At 65.4% G+C, this 20,454-nt stretch carries 18 protein-coding genes; 11 read left to right on the plus strand and 7 right to left on the minus strand.

Features of this window, described 5'->3' with window-relative positions:
• Positions 1 to 2 precede the first annotated feature (2 nt).
• The 3 genes from trpC to ACFFJ6_RS20605 form a co-directional block, all read right to left on the minus strand.
• A complete protein-coding gene (gene trpC / locus ACFFJ6_RS20595; RefSeq protein WP_378391307.1) occupies positions 3 to 800 on the minus strand; it encodes an indole-3-glycerol phosphate synthase TrpC in 798 nt (265 codons plus the stop codon).
• 138 nt (positions 801 to 938) lie between these two features.
• Entirely contained in the window at positions 939 to 1,955 is a 1,017-nt protein-coding gene (gene trpD, locus ACFFJ6_RS20600; RefSeq protein WP_378391309.1) for an anthranilate phosphoribosyltransferase, read from the minus strand.
• 36 nt (positions 1,956 to 1,991) lie between these two features.
• Complete coding sequence (locus tag ACFFJ6_RS20605) at positions 1,992 to 3,890, minus strand: peptidyl-prolyl cis-trans isomerase (protein WP_378391311.1); 1,899 nt, start codon at positions 3,888 to 3,890, stop codon at positions 1,992 to 1,994.
• A gap of 255 nt (positions 3,891 to 4,145) precedes the next feature.
• Between ACFFJ6_RS20605 and tpiA the strand changes: the two genes are divergently transcribed.
• The 3 genes from tpiA (at position 4,146) to pyrG (ending at position 7,278) form a co-directional block, all read left to right on the plus strand.
• Positions 4,146 to 4,922, plus strand: coding sequence for a triose-phosphate isomerase (tpiA, locus tag ACFFJ6_RS20610; protein WP_378391313.1), 777 nt, complete (start codon positions 4,146 to 4,148; stop codon positions 4,920 to 4,922).
• A gap of 175 nt (positions 4,923 to 5,097) precedes the next feature.
• On the plus strand, positions 5,098 to 5,481 hold the full coding sequence (gene secG, locus ACFFJ6_RS20615; RefSeq protein ID WP_378391315.1) for a preprotein translocase subunit SecG: 384 nt from the start codon (positions 5,098 to 5,100) through the stop codon (positions 5,479 to 5,481).
• A gap of 165 nt (positions 5,482 to 5,646) precedes the next feature.
• Positions 5,647 to 7,278, plus strand: a complete 1,632-nt coding sequence (pyrG, locus tag ACFFJ6_RS20620) for a CTP synthase (RefSeq protein ID WP_378391318.1) — start codon at positions 5,647 to 5,649, stop codon at positions 7,276 to 7,278.
• 184 nt (positions 7,279 to 7,462) lie between these two features.
• On the opposite strand, the gene ACFFJ6_RS20625 is transcribed toward pyrG, so the two are convergent.
• Entirely contained in the window at positions 7,463 to 10,069 is a 2,607-nt protein-coding gene (locus ACFFJ6_RS20625; protein ID WP_378391332.1) for a CHAT domain-containing protein, read from the minus strand.
• 124 nt (positions 10,070 to 10,193) lie between these two features.
• On the minus strand, positions 10,194 to 10,505 hold the full coding sequence (locus tag ACFFJ6_RS20630) for a PAAR domain-containing protein (protein WP_378391334.1): 312 nt from the start codon (positions 10,503 to 10,505) through the stop codon (positions 10,194 to 10,196).
• A gap of 218 nt (positions 10,506 to 10,723) precedes the next feature.
• Here ACFFJ6_RS20630 and ACFFJ6_RS20635 point away from each other — a divergent pair, with 218 nt between their 5' ends.
• The 5 genes from ACFFJ6_RS20635 to ACFFJ6_RS20655 all read left to right on the plus strand — a co-directional run bounded on the left by ACFFJ6_RS20635 (position 10,724) and on the right by ACFFJ6_RS20655 (position 15,041).
• The gene (locus ACFFJ6_RS20635; RefSeq protein WP_378391336.1) at positions 10,724 to 11,581 is read left to right on the plus strand and encodes a hypothetical protein; all 858 of its coding nucleotides are present in this window, start codon (positions 10,724 to 10,726) and stop codon (positions 11,579 to 11,581) included.
• Between the two features lie 147 nt (positions 11,582 to 11,728).
• Positions 11,729 to 12,055, plus strand: a complete 327-nt coding sequence (locus ACFFJ6_RS20640) for an NIPSNAP family protein (protein WP_378391338.1) — start codon at positions 11,729 to 11,731, stop codon at positions 12,053 to 12,055.
• A gap of 30 nt (positions 12,056 to 12,085) precedes the next feature.
• Complete coding sequence (locus ACFFJ6_RS20645; protein ID WP_378391340.1) at positions 12,086 to 12,955, plus strand: VOC family protein; 870 nt, start codon at positions 12,086 to 12,088, stop codon at positions 12,953 to 12,955.
• The gene (gene kdsA, locus ACFFJ6_RS20650) at positions 12,952 to 13,815 is read left to right on the plus strand and encodes a 3-deoxy-8-phosphooctulonate synthase (RefSeq protein WP_378391342.1); all 864 of its coding nucleotides are present in this window, start codon (positions 12,952 to 12,954) and stop codon (positions 13,813 to 13,815) included. Before ACFFJ6_RS20645 ends, kdsA begins: the two co-directional genes overlap by 4 nt.
• Positions 13,815 to 15,041: an MFS transporter gene (locus ACFFJ6_RS20655; protein ID WP_378391344.1), complete on the plus strand. Its 1,227-nt coding sequence runs from the start codon at positions 13,815 to 13,817 to the stop codon at positions 15,039 to 15,041. Before kdsA ends, ACFFJ6_RS20655 begins: the two co-directional genes overlap by 1 nt.
• Positions 15,042 to 15,059: 18 nt before the next feature.
• On the opposite strand, the gene ACFFJ6_RS20660 is transcribed toward ACFFJ6_RS20655, so the two are convergent.
• Positions 15,060 to 16,157 carry an excisionase family DNA-binding protein gene (locus tag ACFFJ6_RS20660; RefSeq protein ID WP_378391346.1) on the minus strand — a complete coding sequence of 366 codons (1,098 nt, stop codon included), beginning with the start codon at positions 16,155 to 16,157 and terminating at the stop codon, positions 15,060 to 15,062.
• A 151-nt stretch (positions 16,158 to 16,308) separates the two neighbouring features.
• Here ACFFJ6_RS20660 and ACFFJ6_RS20665 point away from each other — a divergent pair, with 151 nt between their 5' ends.
• The 3 genes from ACFFJ6_RS20665 (at position 16,309) to ACFFJ6_RS20675 (ending at position 20,022) form a co-directional block, all read left to right on the plus strand.
• The gene (locus tag ACFFJ6_RS20665) at positions 16,309 to 16,545 is read left to right on the plus strand and encodes a hypothetical protein (RefSeq protein ID WP_378391348.1); all 237 of its coding nucleotides are present in this window, start codon (positions 16,309 to 16,311) and stop codon (positions 16,543 to 16,545) included.
• Positions 16,546 to 16,632: 87 nt separating this feature from the next.
• Positions 16,633 to 18,204, plus strand: coding sequence for a GMC family oxidoreductase (locus tag ACFFJ6_RS20670; RefSeq protein WP_378392237.1), 1,572 nt, complete (start codon positions 16,633 to 16,635; stop codon positions 18,202 to 18,204).
• 255 nt (positions 18,205 to 18,459) lie between these two features.
• Entirely contained in the window at positions 18,460 to 20,022 is a 1,563-nt protein-coding gene (locus tag ACFFJ6_RS20675) for a L,D-transpeptidase (protein ID WP_378391350.1), read from the plus strand.
• 10 nt (positions 20,023 to 20,032) lie between these two features.
• On the opposite strand, the gene ACFFJ6_RS20680 is transcribed toward ACFFJ6_RS20675, so the two are convergent.
• Positions 20,033 to 20,374: a hypothetical protein gene (locus tag ACFFJ6_RS20680; protein WP_378391352.1), complete on the minus strand. Its 342-nt coding sequence runs from the start codon at positions 20,372 to 20,374 to the stop codon at positions 20,033 to 20,035.
• Positions 20,375 to 20,454: the final 80 nt, after the last annotated feature.

The raw sequence follows: 20,454 nt of genomic DNA on the forward strand, positions 1-20,454 counted from the left end.
CCTCAGGCCGCTTTCGCCAGCAGCGTCCGCGTGGCGGCGGTGACGTCGTCCTGGCGCATCAGGCTTTCGCCGACCAGGAAGGTCGACATGCCGACGCGGGCGAGCCGGGCAAGATCGGCCGGGGTAAAGATGCCGCTCTCGCCGACCATCAGGCGGTTCTGCGGGATCCGCGGCGCCAGCGCTTCGCTGGTCGCGAGCGTGACTTCGAACGTGCGCAGATTGCGGTTGTTGACGCCGATCATCGGCGAGCGCAGCTTCAGCGCACGGTCGAGTTCGGCGCCGTCGTGGATCTCGATCAGCACGTCCATGCCGAGATCGAACGCGGCGTCCTCGATGTCCTTGGCTTCAGCGTCGTCGAGCGCCGCCATGATGATCAGGATGCAGTCCGCGCCATAGGCGCGGGCCTCGACGACCTGATACGGCTCGTACATGAAGTCCTTGCGCAGCGCCGGCAGCGACACAGCCGCGCGCGCCGCCACCAGATAGTCCAGGCTGCCCTGAAACGACGGTGTGTCGGTGAGTACCGACAGGCACGCCGCGCCGCCGTCTTCATAAGCCCTGGCGAGCGCCGGCGGATCGAAATCAGCGCGGATCAGTCCCTTCGACGGTGAGGCCTTCTTGATCTCGGCGATCAGCGCGTAGTCGCCGGCCGTATGCTTGGCGCGCAGCGCCCGGACGAAACCACGCGGCGGCGCCCCTTCGCGTGCGATCGCCTCCAGTCCGGCGAGCGGGCGCTCGCGCTTGGCGACCGCGATTTCCTCGCGCTTGTAGGCCTCGATCTTGGTCAGGATGTCGGACACGGCTCTGCTACCTACTGCTTGATCGGGTTATTTTCTCGTCATGGCCGGGCTTGTCCCGGCCATCTACGCCTTCACCGTTGCGCCGGCCCGAAGGCGTGGATGCCCGGGACAAGCCCGGGCATGACGGCCACTGGTATTTCAGGCCGCCGCGGAGACAGCGATCAGCTTCTTCAGCCGTGCTTCCGCGGCGCCGCTGTCGATCGACTGCGTGGCGAGGGCGACGCCTTCCTTCAGGTCCTTGGCCTTGCCGGCAACGATCAGCGTCGCCGCGGCGTTGAGCAGCGCAACATCGCGGTACGGCCCGGGCATGCCTTCCAGCACGGCGCGCAGCGCGACCGCGTTGGCCTCGGCGTCGCCGCCCTTCAGCGCTTCGGCGGGCGCGCGCGCCAGGCCGGCATCTTCCGGGCTGATTTCGAAGCTGGTGATCTCGCCGTTCTTGAGCTGCGCGATGGCGGTCGGGCCGGAGAGGGTGATCTCGTCGAGGCCGTCGGAGCCATGCACCACCCAGATCGACTCGGAGCCGAGATTCTTCAGCACCAGCGCCAGCGGCTGCACCCATTGCCGCGAGAACACGCCGATCATCTGGCGCTTGACGCCGGCCGGATTCGACAGCGGGCCGAGCAGGTTGAAGATCGTGCGGGTCGCGAGCTCGACCCGTGTCGGACCGACGTTCTTCATCGCCGGATGATGCGTCGGCGCGAACATGAAGCCGATGCCGGCCTCGTGGACGCAGCGGCCGACCTGGGCGGGCGTGATATCGATCTTGACGCCAAGCGCACCCAGCACGTCGGCGGCGCCGGATTTCGACGACAGCGCGCGGTTGCCGTGCTTGGCGACCGGCACGCCACAGCCGGCGACGATGAAGGATGTGCAGGTCGAGACGTTGACCGAGCCGGAGCCGTCGCCGCCGGTGCCGACCACGTCGACCGCGTCCGCCGGCGCGTCCACGGTCAGCATCTTGGACCGCATCGTGGTCACGGCGCCGGTGATCTCGTCGACGGTCTCGCCGCGGACCCGCAGGCCCATCAGCAGGGCGCCCATCTGGGAGGGCGTGGCGTCGCCCGACATCATGGCGTCGAACGCGCTCGCGGCCTCGTCCCGCGTGAGCGTTGCTCCGGTCGCGACCTTGCCGATTACTGCTTTGAAATCAATCATGTCCCCACCCGGCGACACCGACGCAAGACAGCTGCGTCAGTTGCTTGCCGCCCCCGTCGCCTGCGCCACCGCCTGCTCGTTGATCTTGGTGCCGAGGTCCTTCTCGAGCCAAGCGATATATTCGCCGACCTGCTCGTCGGTGATCCGCTGGACCAGGGCGTCCTTCAGCTTGGTCACATCGGCGGACGCGAGGTCGACCGGCGGCACCGTGATGTCGGTGACGCGGAAGACGAACCATTCGGTGCCAGTGCCGCCCTGGCTCTGGCCGGTGCCGTCCTTGGCCGTCTTGAAGACGGCCTCGACGACGCTTGCCGGCACGGTGGTGGTGCCCTCGCGCTTAAGGCCGGTGGCAGTCTCGACCTTGACGCCGGCCGGGGCTACGTCGGCGAGCTTACCGTCGGTGCCGAGCTTCTGCACCAACTCGGTCGCCATCTTGCGCAACCGCTCGGTGATCTGTTCGGCGCGCCAGCGGGCTTCGACCTGATCCTTGACCTCGTCGAGGTTGCGCTCGTGCGACGGCGTGACGCCGAGCACGTCGAACCAGACATAACCGTTCTGATAGCTGATCGCGTCGGTGTCGACGCCGACATCGGCATTGAAAGCCTGGGTCGCGAGGTCGAGACCCTGCGGGATGTCCTTGACCGGCTGGCCGTCGGGGCCGCGGCCGGAGCGATCGACGGCCTCGATCGTCACGGCGGTCAGGCCCAGCGTCTTGGCCGCTTCGACCACGTTGGCGCCGCCGGCGCGAGCGTCTTCCATCTTGTCGTGCTGAGTCTGCACTTCGGCGCGCGCGCGGTCGAGAGCAATCTCACGCTTGATGGTCTGCGCGACGCTTTCATAGCTCGGCTGCACGCCCGGCTCGATCTTGGAGACCCGGACCAGCGCCGTGCCGAATGCGCCCTTGATCGGCTGGCTGACTTCGCCCGCTGGCAGCGAGAACGCGGCGTTCGCCACGGCCGGATCGAGCATGTCGGCCTTGCTGACGAGGCCGAGCTCGACATCGGCAGGCTTCAGGCCGCGCTGCGTCGCGATGTCGTCGAACGAGGCGCCGTCGGCGATCTTTTTGCGAGCGGCCTCTGCCTCTTCGGCATTCGGGAACACCATTTGCGATACCTGCCGCCGCTCCGGCGTCGACAGCTTGTCCTTGCGCTCCTCATAGACCTTCCGGGCGTCGGCGTCCGACACGTCGGTCCACTTCGCCACCGAGTCGGGCGTCATCACGACGTACGCGATCTTGCGATACTCGGGAGCGCGGAACTGCGCCTTATGCTGCTGGTAATAGGCCGCGAGTACTTCGGCGGAGGGCGGGTCGATGGTGCCGACCTGCCCTTCGGTGAGCTTCAGGTAGTCGATCGCGCGTTGCTCGTTCTGGAACTGGCTTGCCACCTGCAGCATCGTGTTGGGGACCGCGAGGCCCGCCGTGACAGTGCCGGCGATCTGACGGCGCAACGCGACCTTGCGCTGTTCGGTCATGTAGCGTTGTTCGGTGAAGCCGAATTGACGGATCACCTGCTGGAAGCGGTTCGGGTCGAACGCTCCGCCCACGCCTTTGAAGTTCGGATCCGCCAGGATGCTCTTCATCGTCTCTTCGTCCGACTGACCGAGGCCGAGCCGGCGCGCTTGTTCGTCGAGCGCGGCTTCGGCGATTACCTGCTGCAGCACCTGGCGGTCGATGCCGAAGGAGCGTGCCTGGTCGGGCGTGAGCGGTCGGCCGAATTGGCGGCCGATCTGCTGCAGCCGGTCGTTATAGGTCTGGCGGAATTGCTCCGTGCTGATCTCGGTGCTGCCGATCGTGGCCAGTGTCGACCGGCCGAATCCGCGGAAGATGTCGGCAATGCCCCACACACCGAAGCTGATGATCAGCACGCCCATCACAATGGTCATGATGGTCTTGCCGACCCAGTTGGATGAGGCGTTGCGAATTCCGCGAAGCATGGAGCCACTTTTTTGCAGGAGGGAACCGGCCGCGCTCTGGCGCGCGGAGGCGCAAATTAGCGTCGCCGGCTTGGAAATCCATCATAAAATGGCGGAGAAAGCGTCGCAACCGACCGCGGCGACGCACGACTCCCGCCACGGCTACCGTTCTCGAAGCGGTTTTCCCGCTCCGCGTGGCTGCGCGATCACGCGGCCTTGAGCATCGCAAACGGCTCTGCTAGCGACATTGTGCAACCCTAAAACGTGAGAGTGTCCATGCCGGTCCACGCCGTTCGTCCGTTGATTGCCGGAAACTGGAAGATGAACGGCCTCAAGGCGTCGTCATCCGAATTCGAGGCGATTTTGGCGGGCGCGGCGCAGCTCTCGTCGGGAATCGACCTCTTGGTGTGCCCGCCGGCCACCCTGATCTCCGCCTTTGCGGATACGCTCGCGGCCGCCAATGCGGACGGCAAGCTGAAGGTCGCGATTGGCGCTCAGGATTGTCACGTCAACGCGTCTGGCGCGCATACGGGCGACATTTCGGCCGAGATGCTGGCCGATGCTGGCGCACGCGCCATCATCGTCGGTCACTCCGAGCGCCGCGCCGACCATGCCGAAACCGACGCGATCGTGCGCAGCAAGGCCCAGGCGGTGTGGCGGGCAGGGCTGGTGGCGATCGTCTGCGTCGGCGAGACGCAGGGCGAACGCAATGCCGGCCACACGCTCGACGTCGTTGCCGGTCAGCTCGCCGGCTCGCTGCCGGACGGCGCCACCGCGGCGAATCTCGTCGTCGCCTACGAGCCAGTCTGGGCGATCGGCACCGGCATGACCCCGACGGCCGAGGATGTCGAGGAAGTTCATGGCTTTATCCGCCAGACGCTGACGCAGCGCTTCGATGCGGAAGGCGCACAGATGCGGCTGCTGTACGGCGGCTCCGTAAAGCCCTCGAATGCGCGCGAGCTAATGGCCGTGCCGCACGTCAATGGCGCGCTGGTGGGCGGAGCCAGCCTGAAGGCGTCGGACTTCCTTGCGATCGCCGCCGGCTGCCCCTAACTGTGAGCGAACCGAACGCTTTATCGGCGTGGGTCTGGGACCGTCCGGGGGTGACAATGCCCCCATCGATCGTGTAGACACCGCGCGACTTCGTTGATCCCGCAAGCCTGTCGAGCAGCTCGCGCCGGCGCCCAGCTGGCCTTTCGGCGGTCCGGGCTTGTGATGGAAGGGTGCTATGCAGACTGTCATTATCGTCATCCACCTGATGTTGGTCCTCGGCCTGATCGGCGCTGTGCTGCTGCAGAAGTCCGAAGGCGGCGGCCTCGGCGTCGGAGGAGGTGGCGGATTCATGTCCAGCCGCGGCACTGCGAATCTGCTGACCCGCACGACTGCGATTCTGGCGGCCGGGTTCTTCATCACCAGCCTGTCGCTGTCCTGGCTGGCGACCTACAACCGCAAGCCGACGTCGATCCTGCCGACCTCGGTTCCGGCCCAGCAGGCGCCTGGCGCCCCGGCGGCGCCGATGCCCCAGGGCGGCGGTCTGCTCGACAGTCTGAAGCAGTCGGACCAGCAGCAAAGCCAGACCCCGGCGGCTCCCGCTCCGCCGCAGTCACAATAAGCATTGCCGGCATGCGTTAGCGGCAGCTCGGGAATTTCTGAGCTGCCGCTCGTAATCGTATGAAGGCGCTGAGCTTTCAGCGTCACCCACAGGCGTTTGGAAAACTGCCCGCGGGGAACGAATCGCTTTTGCGAATCGGACCTAGGGCCTTAAAGGTAAAGTCCCATGGCGCGGTATATCTTCATCACCGGCGGCGTGGTTTCCTCGCTCGGCAAGGGTCTGGCATCAGCGGCACTCGGTGCTCTGCTGCAGGCGCGGGGCTACAAGGTCCGCCTTCGCAAGCTCGACCCTTATCTCAATCTCGATCCGGGAACGATGTCGCCGTATCAGCACGGCGAAGTGTTCGTGACCGACGACGGCGCCGAGACCGATCTCGATCTCGGCCACTACGAACGTTTCACCGGGCGGCCTGCAACCAAGCAGGACAACATCACCACCGGCCGGATCTATCAGGACATCCTGACCAAGGAACGTCGCGGCGACTACCTCGGCGCCACCATCCAGGTGATTCCGCACGTCACCAACGCCATCAAGGACTTCGTCCTCAGCGACAATGACGGCTACGACTTCGTGCTCGTCGAGATCGGCGGCACGGTCGGCGACATCGAGGGCCTGCCGTTCTTCGAGGCGATCCGCCAGATCAAGAACGACCTGCCGCGCGGCGATGTGATCTACATCCACCTGACGCTGCTGCCCTACATCCCGAGCGCCGGCGAGCTGAAGACCAAGCCGACCCAGCATTCGGTCAAGGAACTGCGCTCGATCGGCATCCAGCCCGATATCCTGCTGTGCCGCACCGATCGCGAGATCCCCAAAGAGGAGCGGCGCAAGCTCGGGCTGTTCTGCAACGTCCGCGAAAGCGCCGTGATCGAAGCCCGTGACGTCGACAATATCTACGCGGTGCCGGAGGCGTATCACGCTGCCGGGCTCGACGACGAAGTGCTGGCGGCCTTCGCGATCGCCGCCAAGGAGCCGCCGCAGCTCGCGCGCTGGCACGAGATCAACGAACGCGTCCGCAATCCGGAAGGCGCCGTGACGATCGCCATCGTCGGCAAGTACACCGGCATGAAGGACGCCTACAAGTCGCTGATCGAGGCGCTCAGCCACGGCGGCATCGCCAACAAGGTGAAAGTCAATCTCGACTGGATCGAGAGCGAAGTATTCGAGAACGAGGACCCGGCGCCTTTCCTCGAGCACGTCAACGGCATCCTGGTCCCGGGCGGCTTCGGCCAGCGCGGCGCAGAGGGCAAGATCGAAGCGGCGCGTTTCGCCCGCGAGCGCAACGTCCCGTATTTCGGCATCTGCTTCGGCATGCAGATGGCGGTGATCGAATCGGCGCGCAATCTCGCCGGCATCGAGCATGCCAATTCGACCGAGTTCGGCCCGACGCCGGAGCCGCTGGTCGGCCTGATGACCGAGTGGGTCCGCGGCAACGAGTTGGAAAAGCGCTCGCAGGCCGGCGACCTCGGCGGCACGATGCGGCTTGGTGCGTACCCGGCGGCGCTGAAGCGCGGCAGCCGGGTGTCGGAGATCTATGGCGGCGCAACGGAGATCTCGGAGCGCCACCGCCACCGCTACGAAGTCAACACCGCCTACAAGGATCGGCTGGAGCAGCATGGCCTGCGCTTTTCCGGCATGTCGCCGGATGGCGTGCTGCCGGAAATCGTCGAATACGAGGATCACCCCTGGTTTATCGGCGTGCAGTTCCATCCCGAACTGAAGTCGCGCCCGTTCGATCCGCACCCGTTGTTCTCGTCCTTCATCGGTGCGGCATTGGTGCAGAGCCGGCTGGTTTAACCAGCCGACCCGATGTCGAGCTGCGGCAACGGAATATCATCTGATGAGTCGGGAGTTCACTTCGTCTGGCCGGGCTTGTCCCGGCCATCTACGATTTGGACCGCGGCAGCCTCCGTACGAACGCGGCACACGGGGCCGTGGCATGACGGGCGGTGTTGCTTGGGATCGGCAATGCACACGCTGATCAATTCTCGAACAGCACGAACGCTGCCCACACCGACGGGTCTTCGGCGGCTTTGATCTTGCCATGGATCGCTTCGATGCGAACTTTGCGCAGTGCCGACGCGTAGTCGAGGTTCTCGTCGGCGAGCACCTGGTACAGCCGCGCCATGAAATTCGCCGTGCCTTCGTCGCTGACTTCCCACAGCGTCAGCAGCGAGCGTCGGGTTCCGGCGATGGCGAGCGCGGTGGGGAGGCCGCGGACGCTGCCGATCCGGCTCGGATCGCCGAGCGCGGTCTGGCAGGCGGATAGCACCACGAGGTCGGCGGCCGATAAATTCCAGTCCATCAGCTCGCGGGCGTAGATCACGCCGTCCTCGCCGTCGCGCCGGGGCGGTCGGTCGAGCTGAGGACGCGCGGCGACCAGCCCGCTACGCCACATCGCGTCGGTGCGGTCGGTCGCGGCTTTGTAGAAGCCGTGGGTGGCGAGATGAACCAGAGCAGCGCCCTCGGCCTTGTCGCGGATTGCGGTTTCTCCGGCGTCACCGGTCATGGTCACGCGGGCGATGTCGCGGCGTTGCAGGTCGGGCGCAATGCGATCGATCTCGGTCTTGGTCGAAGGGAGCTGACTGGCTGCGCCAGCGTAGTCGAGACCGCCGACCAGCACCGCCCTGGTACCTGCGATCAGTCTGTCGTCCTGGCTTGCGAACATGATGGCGTCGGCGCGAGTCAGGAGTCGAGTCTCATAGACCTCGTCTAGATAATGGCCGTTGCCGTCCCGTAACATCGCGAAGGGCAGGCTGTAGAGGTCGGCGTCCGGTACGAGAAACAACCTCGTCACTCCCGCGAGGTGCGGCTTCAGCGGCCCGATCAGCATGTCGTACAGGCGACGGAACGGCTGGGTGCGATCCGCCTCACTAACGTCAGGGGCGGTGAAGCCATCAAGCTCACCGAGATCGATCACCTGCGGCGGTTTGCCCGCGCGGCGAACCACGGCCTGCAGCCTCGCCGCTGGCTTGGGTTCGGTCGGATTGATCCGGCTGCCGCGACCGCTGACGAAGAAGTCCACGAGCGCGTCGCTCGGCGCGAGCTTGTCCTCGACGGAGGGCAACTGGACGCCGGCGGGCGGTTTCGTGGCGGCGCGCGCGGCCAATTGCTGCCGCGCTTCTTCAAGTCGCTTCAGGACGTCGCGGGCATCGTCGTCGAGTTTGCCGGACGACAGCATCTCCTGCCGCTGACCGGACAGCCGCAATACGGTCCGCGCCAGATCGCGGGTGGGCTGATCGTGCAGGCGGTCGAGCGTGAGCCGCAGCAGTGTGCGTTCACCGTCTTCCATGGTTTTCCAACGGGACACCTCATCCGCATAGGCCACGGCAGCTGCCGGATCGACCAGCGCGTAGCGGCCATATTCGTAGAGGATGTCATCGGCGAGCTTGCGCATCGTTTCGGCGACATAGCGGTTGCCGGCAGTGCCGACCTCCCGCAGCATCCAGTTGAACGATTGCTGCTCGACATCCTTGAAGGTCGCTAGCGCATCGGCGTCGCCACGCTTCAGCCGGGTGACCGCGACGCCGAGCAGCGCGTCGAATGTCATCGGATGCTGCCGCGCGATCGTTTCCTGCGAGCGGTGATAGGCGTCGATCCGCAGCGCCAGTGCGCGGCTGGTGTCGCCACGGCGCTCGTAGTGATCGGCGGCGAGTTGAGCGGATTTGATCCGCAGCAGGTCCGGCGCGCCGTTCCAGTCCTTGACCCGCGCCATCGCTTCCAGTTCCAGAGTACTAAGCGCGCGGTCGGGATGAAAGTAGGCCTTGGCGTAGGCGATCCAGGTGTCGGCCTGGGCGACGTGTTCGGAGGTCGGATCGGCGAGCTCGGCCGCGCAGCGTTTCTGCAGCGCCAGCGCCTGCATGGTCTCGGCCTCGTTGCCCATCGCCAGATGATCGAGCGCAAGGTTGCTGGCGCTGACCAGCGCCTGGATGCTTCCGACACCATAATGGGCGATCCGCTTCTTGAGCAGCGGGGCGTCGATTTTGGCGGCAAGGTCGGGATGGCCTACCATGCGTAGCGCTTCGGCGTAGTTGTTCTCAGTGCGCCAGGTCAGGGGCTCTTTGTCACCGAGCGCCCGGCGAGCGCCGAGATAAGTCTCTTCGGACAGATTGAGGCCCGCCGCCACGGCACCGTTGTTGGTCAGCAGCGTCGCGAGGATGTCGCTACCGGCGATATCCTGCGCGCTGTTCGCCCCGTAGCTCGCGCGCATCCGCTTGCGGGCCTCGACGGCGACCGGAATGCCGCGCTCGTATTGGATCGTGCGCTCGAGGAAGCGGGCGTATTCGAACCACAGCGTGGTTGCGTCAGGGCTGCTCTCGCGTGCGGCGCGTGTGTTCGCGGCCTCGGCGAACAGCTCCGAAGCGGTCGTCGTATCGCGGCGGCGCTCGAAGAAGGTGACAGCGTTCAGATAAGCCTGGATGGTGAGCGCGGGGTAGTTGCTGTCACGGACCGCGCGCAGTGCTGCAGTGAGGCGCTGTCGGCCGCCGTCGCGGTCGCCTGCCTGCAGCGTGCGAAAGGCATCGTTGATTTTCGCCACCAGTTCCCGCTCGGTCGGCGCACCGCGCTGCTGCGCGCCCGCATCGGACATCGTGAAAATCGGGAGCGCCGGGGTGATGGCGAGGGCGACGACGACAAGAGGTGCAAAACGCGCGCGGGTGGCGGGGCGTGGCCTGAACGGAACTGACATTGCGGATCTGGGCGACGCGGAGACGTTACTTGCAGCCGGACGTTGCGTCGCCCGCGCGTGCCATCGGTTTGCCATTGATGAACACGTTGGTGCCGCCGCCGACAACAGCGCCGCCGCAATTGGTCTTGCCGCCCATCACCGCGGCGGGCTTGCCGTTGATGAAGACGTTGCTTGAGCCTTCCACGATCGATCCATCGGATGTCGTATCGCCCACGCGCCCAGCCGGCTTACCGTTGACCGTCACGTTGTCGCTGCCGCCCGTGACGACGCCCGGCGTTTGTGCGGCAGCTGGCGCCGCTGCGAGGATCAGCAGGGCGAGGACAAGGGGAATTCTCATTACGGCGTCTCCATCGACACTCGAGCACGGATGTCTGCAGTCTTCAACGCAGCGGCGGGCCTGCGGTTGTGTCGCCTCGTCGTGAACCGGTTCGAATTTTCACGATATTGGAACGTATCTGTGTCGCTTCCCGGACAGACATTCGATTAACGGTAGTTGATGCTCGCAACGTCAACCAACGCGTGCTTAGCAACGATCCAGCGATCGAAGGTCCCGAAATGGTACAGCCGGTCACGCTATTCGCATGGGCGATTCCCGCCTGGGACTCGGAATCGCCCGTCGACCATACGTGGGTCACCAGCTACGACAATCGCATACACGCCTACCCGACGATCACCGAGGTGGTCGGAGACCACCAATTCTTCTGGTACTGCTGGGGCTCGTTCCATGCGGTAGGCGGAACGCCGGTGAACAAGAGCGGCGCGCTGGGGCAGCAAGCCGGCGACCTCGCCGTGGCGCAATGTCTGGTGCGGCCCAATCTGGACTCGCGGACTACGTCGTTGGCACGCGGGACCATCTATCACTATGGCGTCGACGGCGTTTGCCACCAATTGGCCAATCAGGTGTTGTATGCGAGCGGGGGAGGCGGTTCGACGCCGCTGACGGTGCATAACGCCCGCGGCTATCCGTTGAGTAGCTTCATCTACGGCACGTATGGTCTGCAGCAGACGGCTTGGTCGGCCAAGATTGCGTCCTGTACTGCACAGCAGCTGGTGGCAGGGCCGGGCCGCCCAGAAGGACTGACGATGGCGCGCGACGAACCTGTGCCGGAGCCTGATGAATTCGAGAAGCGTGCCGTTGCGTTGCTGGCCGGCGACCCGGCCAAACTTGGTCGGCTGCTTCAACTCCGAGCCGAGGTCCAGCAATTCGCGGCTCGGGCCTGGCCCGGCCATGGTCAACCGAGCGCGCTGGCGTTGAATGCCCGCAATCAGGATCTGATCGACGAAGCGGCGAGACTGCTCGGTCCGGACACGTTTCGGCAGCTGTTCGGGGCCGATCCGGCTGCCAAAGTCAATCTGGTCGATTCACACATTGCCCTATCGGCGGGCGAAATTCCGCCGCCGAAGCTGCGCTAGCGCTTCCCCCGAACTCCGCTACGGCGGCCATCGTGCGCTCTTGCCATGCGGCGGACGCGGTGCTGTGCGCGTCCGGTTGCTTTGACCTTCCCGCCAATTGTTGCCACAACACGGCAGCCGCCGCGCGGCCGCAAGGGGAGGCTTCGCATGATTTACGAGTCCAGGACATATCGCTGCGTGCCCGGTCGTCTGCCCGCGCTGCTGAAGCGGTTCGAAACGGTCACGCTGAAGCTGTTCGATAAGCACGGCATCCGTCCCGCCGGCTTTTTCACCACGCTCGTCGGCGCCTCGAACCAGGAGCTCACCTATTTCCTGCTGTGGGAAAGTCTCGCCGAGCGGGACCAGAAATGGACTGCTTTCGTGACGGACCCGGAATGGCTGACGGCGCGGGCCAAGAGTGAGGAAGATGGCCAGATCGTCGAGAACATCGCCAATCAGCTCCTGACGCCGACGGCGTTCTCGGCGATGAAGTAGTCGTTGCCTGCGGATGAAAGTCGCACACTGATGTCCGGTGGCCTCGACCACTTCGTCCATGCCGTACGCGACCTCGACGCGGCGGCCGATGCGTATCAGCAGCTCGGCTTCAACGTCGGTGCGCGCAATCGACATCCCTGGGGCACGCATAATCGGATCGTGCAGCTCGACGGGTTCTTCGTCGAACTTCTCACGGTCGCGGAGCCGGAGAAAATCGCGCCTCACCGTCCGGATGCGTTTTCGTTCGGCGCCTTCCAGCGCGACTATCTGTCCGAACGCGAAGGGCTGTCGATGCTGCTGCTCGCCAGCAGCGATGCGGCTGCAGATGCCCACAACTACGAGGCCGCCGGCATCGGCGGGGGCGGTGTCTTCACATTTGCGCGTCAGGGGCAGCGACCGGACGGAAGCATTGCCGAACTCGGCTTTTCGCTGGCATTCGCCCGCGATCCACTGTCGCCGAATGCAGGCTTTGCGGTCTGTCAGCATCTGCATCCTGAGAATTTCTGGAATCCGGCGTTTCAACTTCACCGCAATGGCGCGCGCTCGGTTCGCGGAGCCGTAATGGTCGCGGACAGCCCGACGGATCATCATATCTTTCTCACCGCCTTCACCGGGCTGCGCGATCTGCATGCCTCGTCGATCGGCATCACCGCGCGGACACCACGCGGCGATCTCGCGATCGTGGAACCGGTGTCGTTCCGCGATCAGTACGGCGTGGATGTCGCCGCTGACATTACGGGGGCACGGTTCTCCGGATTGCGGATTGCGGTGGAAGACCTGGCCGTGGTTGAACCCCTGATGCAGCAAAGCGGCATCGCGGCGACGCGTCATATGGGCCGGCTGGTCGTCCCGGATGTGTACGGCGCGACGTTGATCTTCGAACAAGGAATGGTCCGTTGAACAAGAGCATTGCGCCCGCGTCAGTCGTGTCTGCGGGCAACGTCAAATTCGGCAACGCGCTGCCGCTATCGGTGATCGCGGGGCCGTGTCAGCTCGAGAGCCGGGCGCATGCGCTGGAAGTCGCTGGCGCGCTGAAAGAGATCGCGGACCGGCTTGGCATCGGGCTCGTCTACAAGACCTCGTTCGACAAGGCCAATCGCACCAGCGCTGCCAGCGCGCGGGGCATCGGGCTCGACGCGGCGTTGCCGATCTTCGCCGAGATCCGCGAGAGCACCGGACTTCCCGTCCTGACGGACGTGCACGAGAACGAGCACTGCGCGCGTGCTGCGGAGGCGGTCGATATCCTGCAGATCCCGGCGTTCCTCTGCCGACAGACCGATCTGCTACTCGCCGCGGCGGCGACCGGCAAAGTCGTGAATGTCAAGAAGGGCCAGTTTCTAGCGCCTTGGGATATGGGCAACGTGGTGGCGAAGATCACGCATGCGGGCAATCCGAAAGTGCTCGTCACCGAGCGGGGCGCTTCGTTTGGCTACAATACGCTCGTCTCCGACATGCGCGCGCTTCCGATCATGGCCAAGACCACGGGCGCGCCGGTGATCTTCGACGCGACGCACTCGGTGCAGCAGCCGGGAGGCAAGGGAACGTCCTCGGGCGGCGAGCGCGAATACGTGCCTGTGCTGGCGCGCGCCGCCGTCGCGGTCGGCGTCGCCGGGGTGTTTATCGAGACTCATCCGGACCCCGATCACGCGCCGTCTGACGGGCCCAATATGGTGCCGCTGCGCGACTTCGAGGGCCTGCTGCGGACGCTGATGGAGTTCGACGCGTTGGCAAAAAGGCGTCCCGGCGTCGGCGCTGTGTGATGTGGCAAACTGGTGGCAGGGACGCTCGGGCGGGCCTGCCGCCGGCGCTCAACATCATCGCGCTGTCAGGGTTCGCCGCCAGCCTGTCGACACGGGCGCTCGATCCGGTTTTACCGCGCATCGCCGCTGAATTTACCGTTCCGATCACGACGGCTGCCGGGCTCGCGGCGGTCTCCGCTTTTACCTTTGCTGTCGTGCAGCCGGCCATCGGCGCGCTCGCCGACATATTCGGCAAGGCGCGACTGATGATCGTGTGCCTGGCGCTGCTCGGCCTTGCGAGCCTGCTCGGCGCGATGGCGACGTCGTTCGAACTGCTGTTCCTGTGCCGCATCCTGGCTGGGATCGGTTCGGGCGGGGTGTTTCCGGTGGCGCTGGGGCTGACCGGCGATCTGGTCGAACCCGAGCGGCGGCAGGTCGCGATCGGCCGGGTGCTCGGCGGTTCGATGACCGGCAATCTGCTGGGCGCGACGGCGTCCGGCGTGATCGGCGACGTGATGGGCTGGCGCGGCGTACTCACCGTGCTGGGACTGCTGGTGATCGTCGCCGCGCTGGCAGTGGCATTCGGCTTTCGCGGCAAGCCGATCAGTGCCGGGGCGCCGATGGATTTCGCCGGCTTGCGTCGCAGCTATCGGACCATCTTCAGCAATCCGAACGCGGCGATCTGTTTCACCGCGGTGCTGATCGAGGGCACCTGCGTGATGGGCACGTTCCCTTACGTCGCCGCGTTTCTGCACGAGCTCGGTCAGGAATCTCTGGCCGTGGCGGGGCTGGTGATCGCCGGCTTCGCGGTCGGCGGGCTGATCTACACGCTCACGGTCGGAAGTCTGCTGCCGCGGCTCGGCGTCAACGGCATGATGATCGCCGGCGGCGCGCTGGTCGGCCTGCAGCTCGCCATCATCGCCTTCGGCCCGTCCTGGCAGGCGCAAGCGGCATGCTTCGTCGCCATGGGCATGGGATTCTACATGCTGCACGGCTGCATTCAGGTTTTCGCGAGCGAGCTCACCGAGACGGCGCGCGGCACCGCGATGTCGCTGCACTCGTTCTTTTTCTTCATCGGTCAGACGACCGGGCCGATCGCCTATGGGTTCGGGCTCGGTCATCTCGGCAAGGTGCCGACGCTGCTGATCGCGGGCGCGACCATGCTCGCGCTCGGGCTGGTCCTGGCGCGAATTCTGAAGGCGCGGCCGCCGGCGGATGCGAGCGTCGGCGAGCCGCGGTTGTCTTGAGCTGGTGTCGCCGATGCCTCAGGGCTTACGCGTGCGACCCAGCTCGGTCAGAGCCCAACGAAGCTCGCGGTCGGCGGCACGCAGGCGGACCTCGTCCGACGCCAGCGCGGCCAGTGCGCTGAGCGTTTGTGTCTGCTCCGAATTGAGCTTGCGCGGCTCGTAGTCAATCACGCAGATCGAGCCCAGTGGAAATCCATTGCGATCGAGCACCGGCGCGCCGGCGTAGAAACGAAAATGCGGGTCGCCCGCTACCGCCGGATTGCTCGCGTAGCGCTTGTCGACCGCCAAATTCTCGACGCTGAACACCCCCCGCTGCAGGATCGTCTCGTTGCAGAACGCCCAGCTACGCGGAGTCTCACGCATGCCGAGCCCCTGACGGGATTTGAACCATTGCCGGTCCGGGGTCAGCAGCGTCATCAGCGAGATTGGCATCCCCAAATTCCGACTCGCGAGCCAAGTCAAACGATCGAAGGTTTCCTCCGGTGCGGTGTCGACGAGGCCAGTGCGCTCCAAGGCGATCAACCGCTGGCCCTCATTCGCAGGCACTGGGAAGCCCTGTGACATTCCAATTGGAGCCACCTCGGGGGCGTCCATTAGTATCTTCCTCAGCGCCTCGGGGAGGTCCTGCGGCGAGTCGATGCGCGCCGGTCCGCTGTTGGCATCCGCTTCGCGCATTGCCGGACCGCCCACGACAATGATCCGCGCGGGCCCAACGGCCGGATTGGCCGTGAGATTGCCGAGAAACGCGCGGCGCTCGGCGTTGTCCTCACTCAGATCGACCACGACAGCGGCTGGAAGTCGTGCACCGACGGCAAAGGACGCCGATAGAGCCTCACTATGCAGGTCACCGGAGCATTCGGCGGCGGAAGACAGTTGCCGTTCGTAAAGCGGGAGCCGGGCAGTCGGAGCCAGGACGACTACCACCGCAGATGCAGCCGCGACGGCGGGATTCGTCTGCTTCATCAGCGCGATCACATCGGCGCGGGATACGCGTCGATGGCCGCCCGGGGTCTTCCACGAGGTCAGCGATCCGCTTTCGACGAGCAATTGCGCGGTACGCACCGAGATTCCGAGCAGTTTCGCCGCTTGTGAGGTGGTCAGAACGTCCGGTTCCATCGATCGCTGTCCCTTGGGCCTCCCGCCCGTCATCGTAACCGCGAGGCATTGAGCGACATCTAATTATCATACCGGCGGAATCAAATAAAAGTGATGTAATTGCTAAATTTGATAGATTTGATACTTTGAGGCTCTGATCAAGGAGACTCGAATGATCAAATCTCGCGTCCATTTCCAGGCTGCCCGGACAGCGCGGTCGCTGCACTCCTTGTCGCTGCTGTTCAGTGGCCAAGCGTCCGCGCCGGTCGGGCTTGCTCTCGTGCACCTCGGCAAAGCCCCGACCATCCTCGTTGCTGCTGTCATTGTGATCGGACTGGCAATCGCCTGCACGAAGCAGATGCGAGTTCGGCGTCCCGCCGACGATGCAACAAGCGCTCCGGACGCTTAGGGCCGCCAATTCAGTCAACCTCACGTTCCCCACTCATCTCCACACAATCCAACGGAGTGCTCCCGCATGACGATTTCCAGTCTCGCAATGGATTCAGCCGGACCGCTTGGCGCCGGCCAAGCCGAAGGCCACTATGATTTCATCGTTTGCGGTGCCGGTTCTGCCGGGTCGGTGGTCGCCTCACGACTGGCGGAGAACTCCGAGGTCCGCGTGCTGTTGATCGAGGCGGGCGGAAGCGACGATGTGTCGGAGGTGATGGACCCCGCCCAGTGGCCACTCAATCTCGGCTCGGAGCGCGACTGGGGCTTCGTTGCCCAAGCGAACCCGCACCTCAACGGCCGTTCGATCCCGCTCAGCATGGGAAAGGTCCTCGGCGGAAGTTCAAGTATTAACGTCTCGGTGTGGGCACGAGGTCACAAGAACGATTGGGAGTATTTTGCGCAGGAGGCGGGCGATCCCGCCTGGGGCTACGAGTCGGTGCTGGGCATTTATCGCCGGATCGAGGACTGGCAGGGCGCGCCCGATCCGCTGCGCCGAGGCCGCGGTGGACCGGTCCATGTCAAATCGGCGGCGAATCCGCAGCCGGTTGCCTTGGCGATGGTCGAGGGCGCGGCATCGTTGGGCGTACCGGCGTTCGACTCGCCCAACGGCGAGATGATGGAAGGTCGCGGCGGCGCTGCGATCTCCGAACTGACTGTTCGGGACGGACGGCGCGCGTCGATCTTCCGCAGTTACGTGCAGCCGCGTCTGGGACAGCCCAATCTCACGGTGCTGCCGCATGCCACGGTCAGCAAGCTGGTGTTTTCGGGCACGACGGTCGTCGGCGTAGAGGTCGTCGCCGGCTCGCATCGACGCCGCTACTACGCCGATCGGGAAGTCATCCTGTCGCTTGGCGCGATCAACACGCCGAAGCTGCTAATGCAGTCCGGCATCGGAGCGGAGGACGAACTGAGGCGGCACGGCATTCCTATCGTCGCTCATCTTCCCGGAGTCGGCCAGAACCATCAGGATCACGTGTCGTTCGGCTGCATCTTCGAGTATCGCGAGCCGCAGCAGATCGGGCACGGCGGCTCGGAAGCGACCTTGTATTGGACCAGCGATCCCGCACTCGACCGGCCGGACATGTTTCACTGTCAGGTCCAGTTTCCGGTGCCCAGCGCCGAGACGGCTGCGCTCGGCGTGCCGAAGCACGGCTGGACGATGTTCGCAGGATTGGCGCAACCCAAGAGTCGTGGAACGCTGCGACTGTCGGGACCCGATGCAGGCGATCCGGTTCTGATTGACGCCAACACGCTGTCGCATCCCGACGACCTCGCGATGGCGCGGTTGAGCATCGAACTGTGCCGCGACCTCGGCAACAGCGCGGTGTTCGGCGGTCTGGTGACGCGCGAAGTCTTGCCGGGGAAATGTGACGCCGCAGGGCTGCAGCAGTTCGCGCGAAGCGCCGCCGTCACCTATTGGCACCAGTCCTGCACCGCGAAGATGGGGCGCGATCGGATGTCGGTGGTCGACCATCGCCTGAAGGTCTACGGCATCGAGCGGCTTCGGATCGCCGATGCGTCGATCATGCCTCAGGTCACCAGCGGCAACACGATGGCGCCCTGCGTCGTGATCGGTGAACGCGCCGCAGACATGATCAAGGCGGCGCACCGCGTCTAGAATGAGCCGGAGTGCAATGTTCCGGTTTGCCGTTTGCGGTCGAGTCTGACGTCAAACTGGAGGGTCCGACATGGCTTGGTTGCTCGAGGCGACAGCCTCGGTCAGCCATGGCATCCGGAGTTTCCGGTTCCGCGGAATAGCCGCAAGACCGCCGCATCGTGCTTGCGGCGATGCCACGAATAACGGCTAGTATGCGCCGCATTCCAACATCGAATCGCGTCGGCACGGCACGATTTCCAGCGGAGCAGGGCGTGAATGACTAAGCGGACCAAGCCACTCACGTCCGGCACCCGCCGTCTGCGAACTGCGGCGCTGGGCGCTTTCGCGGCGGGCTTGGCGTTGACGCTGCCGGTCGCCGATGCCGTGGCGAAGAAGACGAAGGCCCCTGTCGAAGCCGTCGCCCCGCGCGAGGCGGGCGAGCCGATCATGGCGATCGTGTCGATCAAGTCGCAGCGGGTCACCCTCTACGATGCCGACGGTTGGATCCTGCGTGCGCCGGTGTCCACCGGCACCACTGGCCGGGAAACGCCGGCGGGCGTGTTCGCGGTGGTCGAGAAGGACAAGGATCATCATTCGACCATGTACGACGACGCCTGGATGCCGCACATGCAGCGCATCACCTGGAACGGCATCGCGCTGCATGGCGGGCCGCTGCCCGGTTACGCGGCCTCCCATGGCTGCGTGCGGATGCCGTTCGGTTTTGCCGACAAGCTGTTCGACAAGACCCGGATCGGCATGCGGGTGATCATCTCGCCATACGATACCGAGCCGGTCGAGATCAGCCATCCGGTTCTGCTGCAGCCGAAGCCCGATGCGATCGCCGCCGCGCCGGGCCGCGTGGCGACACTCGCCCGCGAAGCCGAAGAGGCGGCGACCGCCGCCGACGAAGCCAAGAAGGCGTCGGCCGCCGCGGCGCGCGAACTCGGGCCGCTGAAGGCGACGCTCGCGAAACTGCAGAAGCAGAAGGCCGCAGCCGACGCCGGGCTGAAACGCGCCGACCGGCAGCTCGCCGGCGCCAAGACCGACGACGCGAAGGCGCGCGCCGAAGAGGCGCAGCAGAAGGCGGCGCAGCAGGCCGGCGAGGCGGCGGCGCAGCTCGAGACGGCGAAGGCCGATGCCGAGTCGAAGCGCGCCGTCGCGGACGCATCCAAGGACGCGGCCAAAGCCGCGCTGTCCAGGAAGGCCGAGGCGGCACGGCTCGCAACCGATGCCAAGCTCGCACTCGAACCGATGTCGATCTACATCAGCCGCGATACCCAGAAGCTCTATGTTCGCCGAAATACGCACAAGCCCGCGCCGGACGGCGGCGGCGAAGTGTTCGACACCAGCATCGAAGTTCCGGTCACGATCCGCGATGCGGACCGGCCGATCGGCACGCATATCTTCACCGCGATGGCACGCAGCGGCGACGGCCTGCGCTGGAGCGCGGTGAGCATCGACGGCCCCGGTACGGCGACCGAGGCGCTCGACCGCATCACCATTCCGCAGGAGGTGCTCGACCGGATTGGACCGACCGCGCTGCCGCGCAGTTCGATCGTCATTTCCGACGAGCCGCTGAGCGCCGAAACCAACTACCGGACCGAATTCGTCGCGGTGCTGAGCCATCAGCCGCAGGGCGGCTTCATTACCCGCAAGCCGACCGCGCCCGCCAATCCGATGGTCGCGGACGGTGACGACGGCTGGGGTGGCGGCGGGTTCGGCTCGTTTTTCTTCGGCCAGGAGCCCGAGCCGCAACCGGTCACCCCGCGCTCGCGCAGCCGCGGCAGCCGCGTGTATTCCCCGCAGCCGCAGCCTTATCCGGGCTGGCAAAGCTGGTAGTTGCCGCCGATCAATGGCTGGAGCCATCCGCGACACAGCGATCCAGGGGCGCCGGCCAGAGGGTGAAGTTCGCGACGCGGTTGATGTCCTCGAGGCGGCGCTCGGGGGCGCCGTTCAGATCCAATGTCGACAGCAGGTGAGCAAGCCGGCGGTGCACGTTGTCCGCGACGTCGACCGGGACCGGCGATTCCTCGAACGTCTCGATATAGTCCTGGACGAGACATGTGAGCACGCGGCACAGACCACGTTGCTTCGGCTCAGTGTCGCCGAACTGCTCGAGCATGTGCTGGAAGGATTTGAAGGTCCACAGGCCGTGGTGTTGTTGCTCTAACCACGCTTGGAACTCGTTCATGTCAGCCTCTTCGGTAAGCGGAAGAAGCTGCGAGTTAATAGCCTGCGAGGTGCGCTGGCGCAACCCTGTCTGCGCGCCGC

Source organism: Rhodopseudomonas telluris, assembly GCF_042432815.1.
GTDB lineage: Bacteria > Pseudomonadota > Alphaproteobacteria > Rhizobiales > Xanthobacteraceae > Rhodopseudomonas > Rhodopseudomonas telluris.